We start from the raw sequence: 15848 nt of genomic DNA, 5'->3' as shown, positions 1-15848 counted from the left end.
CCGGAGAGGAAGAACTAGAGTGATGAGCGTGGCAGGACGGATTCGGGAGAGCGACATCGCGGAGGTGCGCGAGCGCAACCGGATCGACGAGGTCATCGGTGACTACGTGGCGCTGCGCAGCGCCGGCGGCGGCAGCCTGAAGGGGCTTTGCCCGTTCCACAACGAGAAGACCCCGTCGTTCAACGTGCGCCCGTCCCACGGCACCTTCCACTGCTTCGGCTGTGGCGAAGGCGGTGACGTGATCAAGTTCATCCAGAAGATGGACCTGATCTCGTTCGTCGAGGCCGTCGAGCGGCTCGCGGACCGCGCGGGCTTCCGGCTGACCTACGAAGGCGGCGGCGGAAGCGTCCAGCGCGATCGCGGCACCCGTGCCCGGTTGATCGAGGCGCACCGCGCGGCCCAGGAGTTCTACGCCGAGCAGCTGCTCACCCCGGACGCGCGCGCGGCGCGGGACTTCCTGTCCGAACGGGGTTTCGACGCGGCCGCGGCGCAGACGTTCGGCTGTGGGTACGCCCCGGCGGGCTGGGACAAGCTCACGAAGCATCTGCTCAACCGCGGGTTCGAGGTCAAGGAACTGCTCACGGCCGGGCTCGCCAAGGAAGGGCAGCGCGGGCCGATGGACCGGTTCAACCGGCGGCTGCTCTGGCCGATCCGCGACGTCGGCAACGAGGTCGTGGGGTTCGGCGCGCGGCGCCTGTTCGACGACGACCGCGTCTCGGCGAAGTACCTGAACACCGCGGAATCGCCGATCTACAAGAAGTCTCAGGTGATGTTCGGCCTCGACCTGGCCAAACGCGAGATCGCGAAGCGGCATCAGGTCGTCGTGGTCGAGGGCTACACCGACGTGATGGCGATGCACGCCGCCGGAGTCCCGACGGCCGTCGCGTCGTCGGGGACGGCGTTCGGCGAGGACCACATGAAGGTCCTCCGGCGGCTGATGATGGACGACGACGCCTTCCGCGGCGAAGTGATCTTCACCTTCGACGGTGACGAAGCCGGCCAGAAGGCGGCGTTGAAGGCCTTCGAGGGTGACCAGACCTTCGCCGGGCAGACCTACATCGCTGTCGCCCCCGACGGCATGGACCCCTGCGAACTGCGGCTGGCCAAGGGCGACACCGCGGTGCGCGACCTGGTCGCGCGGCGGATCCCGTTGTTCGAGTTCGCGATCAAGAGCATGCTCAAGGCGTTCGACCTCGACTCCGTCGACGGTCAGGTCGCGGCGTTGCAGAAGACCGTGCCGATGGTCGCCGGGATCAAGGACCGCGCCAGCCGCGACGGCTACGCGTCGAAACTCGCCTGGTGGGTCGGCTGGCAGGACGCGGCGCAGGTGGTGAACCGGGTCCGCGGCAGCGCGGGCGCCACGGCGAAACGCTCCGCCACCGTCGAAGCCCGGCGGCCCGCTCAGGCGGCCACCGCCACCACCGCCGAGGAGGACCTGCCGAGGCCCTCACCCGGCGATCCGCGGTTCATCGCGCAGCGCGAGGCACTCAAAGCGGCGTTGCAGCAGCCGATGATCGCCGGGACGGAGTACGACGCGCTCCCCGAAGACGCGTTCACCCATCCGGTGTACGTCGCCATCCACAAGGCGCTGCTGTCCGCCGGGGGAGCGGGTTCCGGGCTGACCGGGCCCGCCCTGCTCGACGCGGCCGCCCCGCACTGTCCGCAGGGGACGGTGCGGCGGGTGCTCAGCGAGCTTTCGGTGGAACCGTTGCGCGCCAAGGGCGAAGTCGACTCGCGCTACATCTCCGCGCAGCTCGCGGCGGTGCAGGAAAGCCTGGTCGGCCGCCAGATCAACGAGATCAAGTCGAAGCTCCAGCGGCTTTCTCCCGTCGAGGCGCCGGACGACTACCGCGCGCTCTTCGGCGACCTCGTCGCGCTCGAGCAGTACCGGAAGGCGCTGAAGGAACAGGCCATCGGCGGATTGGACTGAGCATGGGCTGGCTGCGTCACCTGCTGGGTGAGCGTGTCCCGGCGGATTTCGACGGCACGCTGGACGACGGTGAGCACGTCGTCGGGAGCGCGGCGGTCGAGGGCGGCGGATACCTGCTGGTCACGGCGCTGGGACTGTGGATCCCGGGCCCGCGCCGGGTCGGCTGGCACCTGGTCGGCAAGGCCGCCTGGTCCGACGGTGTGCTCACGCTGACCGAATCCGAGGAGACCGGGACCGCGGGGCAGGCCGTGCTGCTGGCCGACAAGACCCCGGTCCGGTTCCGGCTCGCTCAGCCGGGCAAGGTCCCGATGCTGCTGCGGCAGCGGGTCGACGGCTCGGTCCGGGGCAGGCATCGCAAGGACCTCGGCACCGGGGGAGCGTGGTTCGTCGAGCGCAAGGCCCCCGGCCAGGACGGCACGGTGCTGCAGGTACGGCCGGATCCGGGTACGGACATCGACGTGATCAAGGCGATCGCCGAGGAGGCGGCCGGGAAACTGGCCAAGCCGCACGGCTAGCAGTACGCTCGTACTGTATCGCTGGGAGGCGCCATGTGGGATCCGGTCAAATACCTCGACTACGCCGACCTGCGGGCCCGGCCGTTCTACGACCTCCTCGGGCGGATACCGGCCGAGAAGCCCCGCCGGGTCGCAGACCTCGGCTGCGGCCCCGGGAACCTGACCGCCGACCTGGCGGAACGCTGGCCGGACGCGATCATCGAGGCCGGCGACAGTTCACCCGAAATGGTCGAGGCCGCCCGCTCCCGGGGCGTCGACGCGCGAGTGCTCGACGTCAACGACTGGTCGCCCGAACCGGACACCGACGTCGTCATCTCGAACGCCGTGCTCCAGTGGGTCCCGGAACATCGCGTCCTGCTTCGCCGATGGGTGGACCTCCTGCCGTCCGGGGCGACGCTCGCGTTCCAGGTCCCGGGCAACTTCGACGCGCCGTCGCACGCTCTGGTCCGCGCCCTCGCGCGCACTGAGGAATGGGCTCCGCGTCTCGCCGACGTCGTCCTGCGGGAGAACGAGGCCGTCGACAGCCCGCTCGGCTACGGGAACCTGCTCGCCGACGTGGGCTGCGCCGTCGATGCCTGGGAGACGACGTACCTGCAGCGGCTGACCGGGGAGGACGCCGTGCTCGAATGGATCACCGGCACCTCGCTGCGGCCGGTCAAGGAGGCCCTCCCCGGAGCCGACTGGGACCACTTCCGCGCGCAGATCGCCCGCAAACTGGACGAGGCCTACCCGCCGCGCCCCGACGGGACCACGTGGTTCGAGTTCCGGCGCGTCTTCGTGGTCGCCGTCGTACCGTGAAAGGGCCCTCCATCCGCAGGTGAAGGGCCCTTTCGGCTCGTCTCGAGCGGGGTCAGCGCTCCGGCCGACCGAACCTCTCGCCGACCTTGGCGCGAGCGACCCCGGCGGCGCCCTGCACCATGGGGTGGTCAGCGACCTTGCGGTACGTCCGCACGATCTGCTCGTACCGTCCCCGGCCGGCCTTCGCGCCCAACACGTAGCCCGCGGCCGCACCCAGCAGGAACATCTTCATCCGAGTCCACGCCTCCGTTCGATCTTGCTCCGGCTGTCATTGTCCCTCAAAACGCGAGCTTGACGAGGTGACGTCGAAAGTGGGGGGTGGGTGCGCGGCCGTCGGCGGGCATGGGCTAAAGTTCTCTCATCGGTCGGAGCGATCCGGCTGGTACGGAGCACAATCCCCTGTAGCTCAACTGGCAGAGCATTCGGCTGTTAACCGGAGGGTTCTTGGTTCGAGTCCAAGCGGGGGAGCTCAAGCCCAGGCCACGCGGCCTGGGCTTCTTCGTTTCTTGGGGCCGATCCGGTGTCGATTTCGACGCTCGTCCGGTGTTTGCCTGTCACGCCGCTTGCTAAAGCCGTCCCGGCGTTCGGGTCGGCCAGCGGGCGGTGATGTTCCCTACGGGGTGTGCGGGGCGCGGTGACGATCGTGGGTGCGGCAGCCCAGCCTGATGCTGCTCTCGGGTGGTGGGGCCGGGTCGCGGCAAGTTTGCCCGCAGCGGACCCCGTGTCGACCGCCCGAATGGTCGCCGAGGACGGAAGCAGCGGTTCGCCCTGCCCGTTTCTCCTCCTCGTCCGAAGGGACCGGCTTCGTCTAGCGCTGAGGTCGGGCGTGTGCGCAGGCTCCGTGACGGAAACGGCTCGGCCCAGCCGGGTATCCGCCTGGCTCAAGGGAATCTTGAGCGTGAAGACCATGGCATCCAGCACCGACAGGTCATGCCGGAGATCCGGGCCTCGAAGAACTTGACCCGCCATTCCTCGATTTCACTTGCTAAAACGAGTTGTATGTGGCGGCGAAGTGGGCAGTTGAACCGATCAGTGGGCCCGTGTGGTTCTGCCCGTTGGTGAAGAGCGCGAGCGGTGTGAATCCGGCGAGGCTGGCGTAGAGCTCTAGTTCGCGGGGGAACAGGATTCGGCGTTCGATGAGGTCGTGTTCGGTGGTGCCGTCGTCGAGCTGCCATGTCCGGTGGACGGTGGCGATCTGTGTGCGCGGGTTCCAGCTGTGTTCGGTGGTGACGTCGGCGCCGAGTCCTGCTGCGTCAACCCGGCCGCGGGCCGGCGTGGCGGCGACGGTGGGAGCGATCTGGGTGACGATGATCAGCAGCGATCCGGGATGCGCGTGGGCCGCGAAAGTCTGGAACGCCGCGCGGATGTCGTCGTTGTGGTGCAGGTAGGCGAGGGCGTTGCCGAGGCAGGTGATGGTGTCGAAGGTGTCGTTCAGCCGGACGGTGCGCACGTCTCCGGCCCGGAGGTCCAGAGCCGGATATCGCTGTTGTGCGTGTCTGATGAGGGCGGGCTGAAGGTCGACGCCGACGCAGTGGTGGCTGTTGGCGAGTGCGGCGAGGTCGCGGGCTGTGCCGCAGCCGAGGTCGAGGACGCTTCCGGCGGGGGCGGTGCCGTAATGGTTGATGAGGTGTTGGCAGGTCGCGGCGGCGGTGCTGTCTTGTGTCAGCGCGTCGTAGAGGTCGGGGTGGCGGTAGGCGATGTTGTTGTCGGCCAGGTTCATGTAGCTGGGGTGGTGTCCGGGGCCAGTAGTGAGCGGAGGCCGATTTCGAGGACGAGGGTGTCGCACAGCACGGACGGCGCGGTAGCGCCTGGCGTTCATCGCCGTCTACGAACGCGAGTTCGCCGACGCCGTCCCGCTGCTCGATCTGGCCGCCACACTGACATCCCAGGGTGATACCGACTTGTCGACCCGGCACGGGGCGGCTGCCGTCCAAGCGGAAGCCTTGGCAGGCCTCGGTGACCTCTACGCCTGCCAGCGCGCACTCGATACCGCGGCGGAAGTCCAGGATCTGACCGGGCAAGTGCACAACGGTGGCTGGCTCCGCTTCGACGGCTCCCGCTCTTGGACGACGAGTAGCTGGTGAAGAACACAACGCCGCGCGTCACGACGGGACGTCCGGCCGAGCGTCCTCGGCACCGAGGAAGTCGACTCGCATAGGCTTCGAAATCGATCCTGGTTCCGGTTATGATCGACTCGTGGTGCGATTCCACGGTGCGGCCGTATAGTCGGCCGGTTCCGCCGAGTGGGTGGAACGACCCGGTGCGATTCCGGGACCAGGCGGTGACACCCCGCGTCCCCCTTCGTCCGGCCGTAGCCGGACTTCCTGGGGTACGACGTCAAATGGGGTGATGATTCATGTTCACTGGGCGAATCGGCGAGTTGGGTGCCGTCGAACAGATCGAGGGCGACGTGCTGCGGGTGCGGGCGCCGAAGAGCGCGAGCCGGGTCCACGACGGCGGATCGGCGTGCGTCAATGGGGTACGGCTCACCGTGCGGCCGGTCGACGATGTCCTGGAGGCGGTGCTCTCCGCCGAAACCCGGCGCCGGTCGACGTTCGACACGCTCGGGGCCGGGGACGCCGTCAATGTCGAGACGCCGCTTCAGGTCGGCGACCCGCTGGACGGCCACCTGGTCCAGGGCTATGTCGACGCTGTCGGCAAGGTGATCCGGATCGACGACGAAGGCGGTTCCCGCCGGATCTGGCTCCGGCCGCCGCAGCGTTTGCTGGACAGGCTGCTCGCGAAGTCCCCGATCGCCCTCGACGGTGTCAGTGTGACCATCGCCGAGGTCCTGCGTGACCGGATTTCGGTCGTGCTGCTCCCGATGACCCGCTCGGTCACCACACTCGGTGGCCTGGAGGCCGGGGACCGGGTGAACCTGGAACTCGACCTGGTCGGCCGTTTGGTCGAGAAGGCACCACCTTCTGCTGTGGGCAAGGCGTTGCCCCAGCTGCCGTGGGCCGGTCGTGTCGACGGACGTGCCGGCGTGGAGAAGGTGCTGCGCCAGCTCGCAGCCGGTGGCGGTGTCATCGTCTGGGATCCGGAAACCGAAGGCGAGGGCGACGTCATCTTCGCCGGTACCAGGCTCCGCCCCGAATCGTTCACTTTCCTGCTGACCCAGGTCTGCGGCTTCCCGGCGGTGCCGTGCGCGCCGGAAGTGCTGCGACGCCTCGAAATCGCGCAGATGCCCGGGGAAGGCGACCGGCAGGGAACGGCCTGGTCGATACCCGTCGACCTGTCGGCGGGCACGGGCACCGGCGTGTCCGCGGCCGAACGCGCCGCCACCGTGCGGAAACTGGCCGATCCGAACGCGACAGCCGGGGACTTCCTGCGTCCAGGGCACGTGTTCCCGCTCGCCGCTCGGCCGGGTCTGCTCGCCGAGCGGTCCGGGCACACCGAAGCGACCGTCGCCCTGTGTGTTGCCGCAGGCCTTCCCCCGGTCGGCGTCTGCTGCGAAGTGATGAACCCTGACGGCACGATGGCGGGCAGCGCCGACCTCGAAGTGGCGGCGTTGCGCTGGGGAATGCCCATGGTGGATTTGGCTGATCTGAAAGCGTGGCTCTGATGACCGCACTGACCCTCGAAGACGCCCGGACGGGTCTCGCCGCGCAACCGTTCAGCGTCTTGCTCGGCGCGCGCGTGACCGCGTTCGGGAACGGCGCGGCGACCCTGGAACTCGACATCCGCGAAGACCTGTTGCAACAGAACGGCTATCTCCACGGCGGCGTACTCGCTTATGCGGCGGACAACGCGATCACCTTCGCCGCCGGGACGACGCTGGGGCCGTCCATTCTCACCAGTGGGTTCAGCATCGACTATCTGCGGCCTGCAAAGGGAATCCGGCTCGCGGCGGAGGCGCAGGTCCTCTACAGCGGCCGTCGGCGAGCCACCTGCCGCTGTGAACTCCACGTGATCGGCCAGGACGGGGCCACGACGCTCAGTGCCGTGGCACAAGGAAGCGTGATGACCAGGAACGGCCCGACCGCCTGATGCACCGGTGGCGGGGAGAACCATCGGCGACGCGAGCCGCGGATCCTGCATCCACGGCAGGGAATCGTGCCGGCACTCGCCCGAGGTGTTCGGAAACGATCCGCTGAGCTGGTTTCAGCACGACCGGCTGAACGTCGACGGACCCCGTCAGCGCATCGGCTGGCGGGGCCCCTCGACCTTCACCGGGTTCGGGTTCTAGTCGTCGATCTTCTTCTTCGTTTTCCGGCCGCTCCTGCGGAGAGCGATCAGGAGCGGGGAGAGCAGCCCGGCCACGACCAGCGGTGTGGCGGTGGGCATCTTGACCGCGAGGAACACCAGCGCGCACACGATGCCGAGCAGCAGCAGCGTGACCGGGATCAGCAGCATGACCGCGTGCCGGGTCCGGCGTTCGTCACCCAGGACGTAGTGCAGCAGCTCGGTCCAGCTGGTGTTCCTGCGCGCATACGGTGGCTTGGGTATCGTGCCTGCCCTGCTGAGATACCGCAGCGGAGAGGCTTCCTCGTCGAGGTACGGACCGTACCCCTGTTCGTATCCATACCCGTATCCGTAGGTGTTCGAGTAACCGCCGCCGTCGAGGAAGTCGGCGCCGGCGGCGTAGAGCCCGCCCGCCGGGGGCGCGGGCTCGGCGCTGACCGGCTTGTCGCTGCCGGCGCGGGTGTTTTCGGCTTCCCGGTGCAGCTTGTGCCAGAGGTCTTTCACGAGATCGATCTGGATGGGGGTCAGGCCACAGGCCTTGACGAAGGCTTCGACCTGGTCGGGGTTGCTCGGGAGACCGGGTCGTTTGGTGTCGGGCAGGCTGTAGGCGGTGGAGCGAGGCATGCCGGTCTTGATGGAGATCTGGCCGCAGCTCAACGGAGACGTGTCGAGGATCCGCCCCATCAGGGCCCGGAATTCGGTCGCGTCGCCTGCTTCGAAGACGAGCTGCTGCTCGCCTGGGCTGGTCACGGTCATCGCCCGCCCTCCCGCTCCTGGTGCAGGCGGGCCAGTTCGTCCGCCGCCGAGCGCAGGAAGCGCAGGTTCTTCGCGATCTCGCCGATGCCGCGCGGGACCGCGAGGACGGCGACGAACACCACCATCACGCCCGCCGCGATGCCCGCGGCCGCGACGATCGGGGTGTGGTCGTGCACGTTGAGGAAGATGGTCAGGCCGACGGCCAACGTGATCACGAAGGCCTCCGGCCAGGTCAGTCTGACCGCGGCCGGGACGGCGCCGCCTCTGGAGGGCGGTCTCACCGTTGTCAACGCCATGTTGTTGTGCCCCTCTGCGAGGAAACGCGCCTGCCCGCCCCGATCTTGAGAAGGGGCGGGCGAGGATGGTGCGTTTCGTGGTTGCGGATTTACGAGCACTCACCGGTCGGGCTGATGCGGCTGGAACCACGGCCCTGTCGGCGACATCCCGGGGTGGGACCGGAACGTGAAAATCGTCCCGCACGCGCACGCACATGAGAAGACCCCGCGACTCAAACGATGTCTACGCCCACTCGGCGGAGTCCCCATAGACACGACGAAGGCCTCGAGCGAAAACTACGCTCGAGGCCTCGCCTGAGTGTGCGGGCTAGTTCCAGCTAGACCGCAAGTCCCTGTGCTCCACCGCAACCACGCAGAAGGGCTTCAGGACCCTCACCGCCCCCACTCACGGGCGGAGAAGACACGACACGGCACCGGACCGAGGCATGCGACAACGCGCGCCGCGTGACGACGTACCTGGTCATGATGCCTCCAACCCCCGCTACCGTTAAATCCCCCGTAACTGCGAGAACCAGAATGAGCCCCCGCAAGCCACGGCGAGTCCACTGGTGGACACCAGACACCCGGCTTCCGGACTCACGCAGGTCAGCACCACTATAGAGCCGTCCACAGAGATCGCGTGGACACCCGTGGGCACGCATCGGTGAACGCCCGCCCCCATCTCGACGCGCATCTCACCGATCAGGTCGCCCGCCCTCGGGATGGCGACCAGCGGTGCCCGCGCCGCTGTTTTCCGAGGCTCTTCGGCACACCTTTGCCGCGGGTTCCGCAACGCCCGGAGCTCCTGCGGTCTGGTTCTTCGGCAGGCAGGCCGCACAGATCGGCGAGGCGATGTCCGCGCCGCCGGCAACGAGGGCCCGGAACCCCGCTCCGGTCGTCCCGTGACCCTCGGCGCTAATGAACCGAGGGCCGGGTCTGGGTGCGGGGTATGCGGAGCCGTTTACCCACCCGTCGTGCCCGGGCGATCCAGGCGCCGCGGCCTGCCTTGAGCATCTGCTCGGTCCGGTAGTCGACCTCGGCCAGCACGCCGGTGAGAAGAACGTCGTTGCTGTGCATCATGGTGGCTCTCCTTCAGGAACTCACTGCCTCGTTGGTAGTGATCAGAGTCGTCCTGAGGGATGCCACCTGGCATCGGGTGATCACCTGCACTCGCACCTGATCCGCCCCCTTACCCTCGTCGATTCACTGCTCAGGCGAGGTAAGGGGTCCGTCATCGGGTTCGCGGACCTCATCAGCCCGGACGCTGTCGAAGTCGCGGTCCAGGGTGAGGGGGTGTGTGGAAATAGGGACGTTCAACGTCCCTATTTCCACACACCCTCCTGCCTCCGACTGTCGCGACCGGACCGGTCACGCGGGACTGTGTGGATTTCGGGTCACCTAACGCAACGAAATCCACACGGTCACCGCTATGGCGGCGGGCGTTACACAGGGCCGCGCGGCCTGGGCTTCTTGTGTCCAGAGGCCGGGTTCGCCGGTGATCAGCGGGCGACGGACAGGACCAGCTCGACGTAGTTGCGCGAAGCCTGCTCGAAGGATTCCAGTTCCAGCTTTTCGTTCGCCGCGTGCATCTGCCGGGGATCTCCCGGGCCCCAGATCACGATCGGGGCTCCGGTCACCGACCCGGCCAAAGCCGAAGCGTCGGTGAAATAGGTGGCGGCGGGCGCGGTGACCTGGCCGGATAGCGGCTCGGGCAGGTGCGCGGTCCGGACGGCGGGCAGATCGAGATCCACTTCCGCGGTGATGGCCGGATCGAGCGAGGAAGCCCAGGCGATCGCTTCGGCTCCACCGTCCACAGTGCGCACGTCCAGCGTCAGGACAGCCGACGCGGGCACGATGTTCGTTGCGGTCCCGCCCTCGAAGGTGCCGACGTTGACGGTTTCCTCGCCCAGATAATCGTCCGCGGCCAAGGAGAGGGAGTCGAGGGCGCCGAGGGCGCGGTCGGCGAGCAACCGGATCGCGTTGCGGCCGAGCTGGGGCGTGGAGCCGTGGGCCGCCTTCCCTCGCGCGGTGAGCCGCAGCCAGGTCGCTCCGCGATGTCCGAGCGAGACGCGGTTCCGGGTCGCTTCCGGCACCACCACGATCCGCGGCGACAGATCCAGCGAGGCCGAAGCTTCGATCGCGCCGCGGCAGCCGATCTCTTCGTCGCTGGTGATGAGGACCTGCGCGTCGGCACCGGCTTCCGCGGCGTTGCGCAACGCCGCCAGGGCGGCGACCAGCCCGCCCTTCATGTCGACGCTGCCGCGGCCGTGCAGGAACTCCTCGTCGACGTCCGCGGAGAACGGGTCGCGGTCCCAGAGCGCGGGGGAGCCGACGGGGACGGTGTCGATGTGACACACGAACAACACCCCGTCACCGGAGCCGGTGCCGACCAGTACCCACGGTCGCCCGGTGCTGGAGCGTCGCAGCACGCGAACGCCCGCGGTGGCGGTGGCGTAGGAGACGGCCAGTTCCTGCGCGGCGGCCTGCGCGGCGCTGTCGCCGGAGGTGGTGTCCCGGCGGACCAGGTCGCGCAGCAACGCGAGGGCTTCGTCGGTCATGAGGGGTACTCCAGGGTCGATTCGCGGACGACGAGTCGCATGGAGAGCACGTGGTCGGCCGGGGCGTGGCCGGCCGCGAGGCGGGTGATCTCGTCGACCGCCTTGCGGGCCATCTGCTCCGTCGGCTGGGCGACGGTGGTCAGCCTCGGCGACGTCCATTCACCGAGGGTGATTCCGTCGCAGCCGATCACCGAAAGGTCGCCCGGCACCGTCACCCCGGCGCGGCGGGCCGCTTCGAGCAGGCCTACCGCGGCGATGTCGCTGGCGGTGAACACGGCCGTCGGCGCCGCGCCGGCCCGCGCCATGTGCGCGAAGAAGTTCATGCCGAACGCCGAGCTGAAGGCGCCGCGCACGATCATCGACTCGTCGACGTCGACCCCGTGTGTCTTCAGGGCGGCCCGGTATCCGGCCTCGCGCTGGTCGGCCGTGCGCAGCCCGGCCGGTCCGCCGACATGGGCGATCCGCCGGTGGCCCTGGGAGATCAGGTGGGTGGTCGCCTGATAGGCCCCACCGAAACCGTTCGCGGTGACGTGCGCGATCCGCGGTCCGGTGGCTTCGACGTACTCGTCGAGGAAGACCACCGGGACATCGCCCGCGAGGCGGCTCGCGAAGGCTTCGTTGGTGTTGTTCATCCCCAGGTAGACCAGCCCGCCCACGTCCGGCACCCGCGTCAGGCGTTCGACGGCGGCGCGCTCCCGTGAGGGCGACGACCCGGTGAGCGCGGTGAGCACGTCGATGCCGTCCGTCGCGGCGGCGTCGACCACCGCGTCCGCCAGCGTGGAGAAGTACGGGTTGTCCAGCGACGGGACCACCAGGCCGAGGCTGAGGCCGGTCACCTGTTTCCGCACGGGCGGATGCCCTTGGGCCGACAGGGCGGCGTCGATGCGCCGGGCCGTCTCGGAGGCGACGTTGAGCTCCCCCTTGACGTACCTCGACACCGTCGACACGGCCACTCCGGCCTCTCGGGCCACCTTCGCCAGCGACATCCGGCTCCTCCCCGTTGAGCGTTGACGGCGACTGCGACCGCATCTTATATTGACGGCGTTGCGCTATGTTGCGCAACAAACGCTAACGCTTTTCGCTCGAAGGAGTCGTCGATGGTCAAGGTCCTGCTAGCCGGGGAGTCGTGGGTCAGTGCGACGATCGACCACAAGGGATACGACCCGTTCGCGCACACGCAGGTGGAGATCGGGTGCGACCGGCTGCTGGCGGCGCTCGCCGCGGAAGGGGTCGAGGTGACACACCTGCGTTCGCACGACGTGGCCGAGAAATTCCCGCAGACGCTGGAGGAACTCGATGCCTACGACGTCGTCCTGCTCTCCGACGTCGGCTCCAACACGCTGCTGCTGCACCCGGACACCTTCACTCGTGGCCGTCCGACGCCCAACCGCCTCAAACTGCTGCGCGAGTGGGTGACGAACGGCGGCGGCCTGATGATGGCGGGCGGCTACCTGAGCTTCCAGGGCTTCGAGGGCAAGGCCAACTACCATCGGACACCGATCGAGGAGATCCTCCCGGTCGACATCGACCCGTACGACGACCGCGTCGAGACGCCGGAGGGCGTCCGTGCCCACGTCGTGCGGTCCGGTCACCCGGTGGTCGCCGGCCTCGATCAGGACTGGCCGATCCTGCTGGGATACCAGCACACCACGCTGAAGCCGGACGCGGAGTTGCTCGCCACCGTCGAGGGCGACGTCATGCTGGCCGCGCGTCAGGTCGGCCGCGGCCGCACCCTCGCGTTCACCTCGGACATCTCCCCGCACTGGGCTCCGGAGGAGTTCATGAGCTGGGACGGCTACCGCAAGCTTTTCGCGCAGGCGATGACCTGGCTCGCCGGACGCGAAATCTGAGCCGCGCGCACTCGGGATCAAGGAGGATTCGATGAGTACGTCACCCACCGGCCGCGCGGCTTCGGCCGTCGTCCTGACCATCGCGACCGTCTTCGCCGGGATGCTCGGCCCGTTGCAGTCGCTCGTCAACGGACATCTCGGCACCGCGCTCGCCGACGGGCACGCCGCCGCGCTGGTGTCCTTCGGCACTGGCCTGGTGCTGATGCTGATCATCGTGCTGGCGCGCGCCCGGACGCGGGACGCGTTCCTCCGGCTGCCCGGTCAGCTGGTGCGCGGCGAGATCCCGCGGTGGAACTTCTTCGCCGGGCTGTGCGGCGCGGTGATCGTGCTCTCCGAAGGCGTCACGGTGGGTTTCCTCGGGGTGGCGATCTTCCAGACTTCGCTGATCTCCGGCATGGTCATCTCCGGTGTGGTGTGCGACCGCCTCGGTATCGGCGTCCCGTTCAAACAGGCGATGAGCGCGCCGCGCGTGGCCGGGGCGATCCTGGCCATCTGCGCCACGGTGCTGGTGGTGTCCCCGAACTGGTCGGCACCGCACATGATCGCGCTGGCGATCATGCCGTTCGTCGGTGGCCTGCTCGCCGGCTGGCAGCCCGCCGGCAACTCCGAGATCGGCCTGCTGTCCGGCTCGATGTTCATTTCCATCACCTGGAACTTCCTCATCGGCTTCGTGGCGCTCGGCCTGGTGTACCTGGTGCGGATGGCGGTCGCGGGCGCGCATTTCGCGTTGCCGGGCACCTGGTGGATGTACTTCGGCGGGCCGCTCGGCCTCCTGTCGATCGCGCTGATGGCCTTGCTGGTGCGCGGTCTGGGACTCCTGCTGCTGGGGCTCGCTTCCACGGCCGGTCAGCTCATCGGCTCGCTGCTGCTCGAAATCGTCGCTCCCGCGGCGGGGTCCAGCCTGCATCTGGTCACCGTCATCGGCGCGGTCGTGGCACTGGCGGCCGCGGCGATCGCGATGATCCCCTCCCGGCACACGGCCGAACCGGCTGTCCTCGCCCAGCCCGCCGAGGTGCGCCGTGGCTGAGGTGCGTGGCGTTCTCGGCGCGGTCGACGCGGCCGACCTCGGGCTCGTGCTGCCGCACGAGCATCTCTTCAACGATCTGTCCTCCGCGGTCGCCGAACCCTCCTATGCCGCCACGCGGCGGCTCGTCGAGGCGGAAGTGGGGCCGGGCTTGCAGTTCCTGCTTCGGCAGGATCCCTACTGCTGCAACGACAACGTGGCTGCCAAGGATCACGCGAGCGTCGTGCGCGAGGTGACCGCGTTCGCCGCGGCGGGCGGCGGCACGGTGGTCGACGCGACCGGAAGCGCGGCGATCGGCCGGGATCCGCTCGCCTTGGCGGCGGTGGCCGAGGCCACCGGGGTCACCGTCGTCATGGGCACCGGCGCGTATCTGGAGAAGTTCGAGGGGAAGCGCATCACCGCGGTCACCGTCGACGCGCAGACCGAGCGCATCCTCGCCGAACTGGACGACGGTGTCGGCGACACGGGGATCCGGGCCGGTGTCATCGGCGAGGTCGGTGTTTCGCCGCTCTTCACCGACGGGGAGCGGGCCTCCTTGCGGGCCGCGGCGCTCGCGCAGGCGGAGCGGCCCGCCGTGGGGTTGAACATCCACATGCCGGGTTGGCAGCGCCGCGGGCACGAGGTGCTCGACCTCGTGCTGGAGGAATGCGGTGCGCTTCCGGCCAAAGTGGCCTTGGCGCACAGCGATCCGTCCGGCGACGACCCGGGATACCAACGTGGGCTTCTCGAACGCGGCGTGCTGCTGGAGTTCGACATGATCGGCCTCGACATCTCGTTCCCCGGCGAAGGCGTCGCGCCGACGGTTTCGCAGACCGCTCGCGCCGTGGCGAGGTGGGTGCACGAGGGCTTCGGGGACCAAATCATGTTGTCGCACGACCTGTTCCTGAAGCAGATGTGGACGCACAACGGCGGGAACGGGCTCGTGTTCGTGCCGACGATCTTCGCCGATCTGCTCGAAGCCGAAGGCGTGGCGGCCGAAGCCGTGACCCGGCTGATGAAAGACGTCCCGGCCCGGTGGCTGACCGCATGAGCCGCGCGGTGGCGGTGGTCGCGTCGCTCAACGTCGATCACCTCGTCCAGGCGCCGCGCATCCCGGAGCCGGGGGAGACCCTGATGGGGTTTTCCGCGAGCCGGGAGCTGGGCGGGAAGGGTGGCAACCAGGCGGTCGCCGCCGCCCGGCTCGGCGCGGAAGTGGCCGTGATCGGCTGCGTCGGCGAGGACGAGGACGGCGACGAGTACCTGGAAGCGCTGCGCGCCGAGGGTGCCGACGTGACCCACGTGGGAAGGTCCGCGTCGCCCACCGGGAGGGCGGCGATCACCGTCGACGAGGAGGGCGTCAACTCGATCGTCGTCGTGTCCGGGGCGAACGCCGACATCCCGGCGGTGGTGGCCGAAGCGGCGATCCGCGAACTGCCGGGGCTCCGGGTCGTCGCGGGCCAGCTGGAGGCTGCGGCGGACGCGACGGAACGCGCTTTCGCGGCTGCTCGCTCGCGCGGCGTGCTGACCGTGCTCAACACCGCGCCCGCCGGCGACGTGGCCTGGAAATTGCTGCCGGTCAGCGATGTGGTGGTGGCGAACGAAATCGAGTTCCGTCAGCTCACCGGCCAGGATCCGTTCGACGACAACGGTTTGCGGCGCGGTGGTGCCGAACTGTTCGCCGCGGGATGCCGGTGGGTGATCGTGACGCTGGGGGCCGGGGGCTGCGCCGTCCTCGACGCGTCGTCGTCCGCGCACGTCCCGGCCGTCGCGGTACGGGCGGTGGACACCACCGCCGCGGGAGATTCGTTCGTCGGAGCGCTCGCTGCCCGGCTCGCGGGAATTCCCGGTGAGCCGACGACCGCGGAGGTGGTGGCGGCTTGCGGTTTCGCGGCGAAAGTGGCCGCTGTCGTCGTGACGCGGCACGGAGCGCATCCCTCACTGCCGACCTTGGCCGAGGTACCCGGCGCTTGACTCCCGG

The 15848-nt window shown here is 69.0% G+C and carries 17 protein-coding genes and 1 tRNA gene; 11 read left to right on the top strand and 7 right to left on the bottom strand.

Going from position 1 to position 15848, the window contains the following annotated elements; translation table 11 throughout:
• The first annotated feature begins 22 nt into the window (after positions 1–22).
• From dnaG to CFP71_RS19315, 3 genes are read left to right on the top strand one after another with little or no spacing between them, the layout of a single operon-like run.
• On the top strand, positions 23–1930 hold the full coding sequence (gene dnaG, locus CFP71_RS19325; protein WP_208635987.1) for a DNA primase: 1908 nt from the start codon (positions 23–25) through the stop codon (positions 1928–1930).
• Between the two features lie 2 nt (positions 1931–1932).
• Entirely contained in the window at positions 1933–2445 is a 513-nt protein-coding gene (locus CFP71_RS19320; RefSeq protein ID WP_093935266.1) for a hypothetical protein, read from the top strand.
• 33 nt (positions 2446–2478) lie between these two features.
• A complete protein-coding gene (locus CFP71_RS19315) occupies positions 2479–3243 on the top strand; it encodes a trans-aconitate 2-methyltransferase (RefSeq protein WP_093935265.1) in 765 nt (254 codons plus the stop codon).
• Positions 3244–3295: 52 nt separating this feature from the next.
• On the opposite strand, the gene CFP71_RS19310 is transcribed toward CFP71_RS19315, so the two are convergent.
• Entirely contained in the window at positions 3296–3475 is a 180-nt protein-coding gene (locus CFP71_RS19310) for a hypothetical protein (RefSeq protein ID WP_093935264.1), read from the bottom strand.
• Between the two features lie 163 nt (positions 3476–3638).
• Here CFP71_RS19310 and CFP71_RS19305 point away from each other — a divergent pair.
• Positions 3639–3711: transfer RNA gene (locus CFP71_RS19305), tRNA-Asn, on the top strand.
• Positions 3712–4228: 517 nt separating this feature from the next.
• Here the strand turns inward: CFP71_RS19305 and CFP71_RS19300 are convergent.
• Complete coding sequence (locus tag CFP71_RS19300) at positions 4229–4963, bottom strand: class I SAM-dependent methyltransferase (RefSeq protein WP_167406187.1); 735 nt, start codon at positions 4961–4963, stop codon at positions 4229–4231.
• Between the two features lie 181 nt (positions 4964–5144).
• Here CFP71_RS19300 and CFP71_RS44990 point away from each other — a divergent pair, with 181 nt between their 5' ends.
• The 3 genes from CFP71_RS44990 (at position 5145) to CFP71_RS19285 (ending at position 7233) form a co-directional block, all read left to right on the top strand.
• Entirely contained in the window at positions 5145–5327 is a 183-nt protein-coding gene (locus CFP71_RS44990) for a hypothetical protein (RefSeq protein WP_244199742.1), read from the top strand.
• A gap of 272 nt (positions 5328–5599) precedes the next feature.
• Positions 5600–6808 carry a 3,4-dihydroxy-2-butanone-4-phosphate synthase gene (locus CFP71_RS19290; RefSeq protein ID WP_093935262.1) on the top strand — a complete coding sequence of 403 codons (1209 nt, stop codon included), beginning with the start codon at positions 5600–5602 and terminating at the stop codon, positions 6806–6808.
• Positions 6808–7233: a PaaI family thioesterase gene (locus CFP71_RS19285; protein WP_093935261.1), complete on the top strand. Its 426-nt coding sequence runs from the start codon at positions 6808–6810 to the stop codon at positions 7231–7233. The genes CFP71_RS19290 and CFP71_RS19285 overlap by 1 nt, the downstream gene beginning before the upstream one ends.
• A 195-nt stretch (positions 7234–7428) precedes the next feature.
• On the opposite strand, the gene CFP71_RS19275 is transcribed toward CFP71_RS19285, so the two are convergent.
• The 5 genes from CFP71_RS19275 to CFP71_RS19260 all read right to left on the bottom strand — a co-directional run bounded on the left by CFP71_RS19275 (position 7429) and on the right by CFP71_RS19260 (position 12003).
• The gene (locus CFP71_RS19275) at positions 7429–8184 is read right to left on the bottom strand and encodes a hypothetical protein (RefSeq protein ID WP_093935259.1); all 756 of its coding nucleotides are present in this window, start codon (positions 8182–8184) and stop codon (positions 7429–7431) included.
• Positions 8181–8399 carry a hypothetical protein gene (locus CFP71_RS19270; protein ID WP_143267122.1) on the bottom strand — a complete coding sequence of 73 codons (219 nt, stop codon included), beginning with the start codon at positions 8397–8399 and terminating at the stop codon, positions 8181–8183. The genes CFP71_RS19275 and CFP71_RS19270 overlap by 4 nt, the downstream gene beginning before the upstream one ends.
• A gap of 975 nt (positions 8400–9374) precedes the next feature.
• On the bottom strand, positions 9375–9539 hold the full coding sequence (locus CFP71_RS44220) for a hypothetical protein (protein WP_167406185.1): 165 nt from the start codon (positions 9537–9539) through the stop codon (positions 9375–9377).
• A 419-nt stretch (positions 9540–9958) separates the two neighbouring features.
• Positions 9959–11017, bottom strand: a complete 1059-nt coding sequence (locus CFP71_RS19265; RefSeq protein ID WP_093935257.1) for a M20 family metallopeptidase — start codon at positions 11015–11017, stop codon at positions 9959–9961.
• Positions 11014–12003, bottom strand: coding sequence for a LacI family DNA-binding transcriptional regulator (locus tag CFP71_RS19260; protein WP_093935256.1), 990 nt, complete (start codon positions 12001–12003; stop codon positions 11014–11016). The genes CFP71_RS19265 and CFP71_RS19260 overlap by 4 nt, the downstream gene beginning before the upstream one ends.
• A gap of 111 nt (positions 12004–12114) precedes the next feature.
• Here CFP71_RS19260 and CFP71_RS19255 point away from each other — a divergent pair, with 111 nt between their 5' ends.
• The 4 genes from CFP71_RS19255 to CFP71_RS19240 are packed head-to-tail and all read left to right on the top strand — an operon-like array spanning position 12115 to position 15841.
• Positions 12115–12867, top strand: coding sequence for a glutamine amidotransferase (locus CFP71_RS19255; protein WP_093935255.1), 753 nt, complete (start codon positions 12115–12117; stop codon positions 12865–12867).
• A gap of 31 nt (positions 12868–12898) precedes the next feature.
• Complete coding sequence (locus CFP71_RS19250; protein ID WP_093935254.1) at positions 12899–13894, top strand: DMT family transporter; 996 nt, start codon at positions 12899–12901, stop codon at positions 13892–13894.
• The gene (locus CFP71_RS19245; RefSeq protein ID WP_093935253.1) at positions 13887–14921 is read left to right on the top strand and encodes a phosphotriesterase family protein; all 1035 of its coding nucleotides are present in this window, start codon (positions 13887–13889) and stop codon (positions 14919–14921) included. The genes CFP71_RS19250 and CFP71_RS19245 overlap by 8 nt, the downstream gene beginning before the upstream one ends.
• Entirely contained in the window at positions 14918–15841 is a 924-nt protein-coding gene (locus tag CFP71_RS19240) for a ribokinase (RefSeq protein ID WP_093935252.1), read from the top strand. Before CFP71_RS19245 ends, CFP71_RS19240 begins: the two co-directional genes overlap by 4 nt.
• The last annotated feature ends 7 nt before the right edge of the window (positions 15842–15848 follow it).

The organism is Amycolatopsis thailandensis, assembly GCF_002234405.1.
In the GTDB taxonomy this organism is placed as follows: domain Bacteria; phylum Actinomycetota; class Actinomycetes; order Mycobacteriales; family Pseudonocardiaceae; genus Amycolatopsis; species Amycolatopsis thailandensis.
This window is presented reverse-complemented; position numbering and strand designations above follow the sequence as displayed.

What these genes read in the sequence shown, in the direction of transcription:
- CFP71_RS19285 (WP_093935261.1), top strand. Translation starts at nt 6,808, where the DNA reads ATGACCGCACTGACCCTCGAAGACGCCCGGACGGGTCTCGCCGCGCAA.
- CFP71_RS19315 (WP_093935265.1), top strand. Translation starts at nt 2,479, where the DNA reads ATGTGGGATCCGGTCAAATACCTCGACTACGCCGACCTGCGGGCCCGG.
- CFP71_RS19240 (WP_093935252.1), top strand. Translation starts at nt 14,918, where the DNA reads ATGAGCCGCGCGGTGGCGGTGGTCGCGTCGCTCAACGTCGATCACCTC.
- dnaG (WP_208635987.1), top strand. Translation starts at nt 23, where the DNA reads ATGAGCGTGGCAGGACGGATTCGGGAGAGCGACATCGCGGAGGTGCGC.
- CFP71_RS19275 (WP_093935259.1), bottom strand. Translation starts at nt 8,184, where the DNA reads ATGACCGTGACCAGCCCAGGCGAGCAGCAGCTCGTCTTCGAAGCAGGC.
- CFP71_RS19250 (WP_093935254.1), top strand. Translation starts at nt 12,899, where the DNA reads ATGAGTACGTCACCCACCGGCCGCGCGGCTTCGGCCGTCGTCCTGACC.
- CFP71_RS19310 (WP_093935264.1), bottom strand. Translation starts at nt 3,475, where the DNA reads ATGAAGATGTTCCTGCTGGGTGCGGCCGCGGGCTACGTGTTGGGCGCG.
- CFP71_RS19265 (WP_093935257.1), bottom strand. Translation starts at nt 11,017, where the DNA reads ATGACCGACGAAGCCCTCGCGTTGCTGCGCGACCTGGTCCGCCGGGAC.
- CFP71_RS19255 (WP_093935255.1), top strand. Translation starts at nt 12,115, where the DNA reads ATGGTCAAGGTCCTGCTAGCCGGGGAGTCGTGGGTCAGTGCGACGATC.
- CFP71_RS19290 (WP_093935262.1), top strand. Translation starts at nt 5,600, where the DNA reads ATGTTCACTGGGCGAATCGGCGAGTTGGGTGCCGTCGAACAGATCGAG.
- CFP71_RS44220 (WP_167406185.1), bottom strand. Translation starts at nt 9,539, where the DNA reads ATGATGCACAGCAACGACGTTCTTCTCACCGGCGTGCTGGCCGAGGTC.
- CFP71_RS19260 (WP_093935256.1), bottom strand. Translation starts at nt 12,003, where the DNA reads ATGTCGCTGGCGAAGGTGGCCCGAGAGGCCGGAGTGGCCGTGTCGACG.
- CFP71_RS19300 (WP_167406187.1), bottom strand. Translation starts at nt 4,963, where the DNA reads ATGAACCTGGCCGACAACAACATCGCCTACCGCCACCCCGACCTCTAC.
- CFP71_RS19320 (WP_093935266.1), top strand. Translation starts at nt 1,933, where the DNA reads ATGGGCTGGCTGCGTCACCTGCTGGGTGAGCGTGTCCCGGCGGATTTC.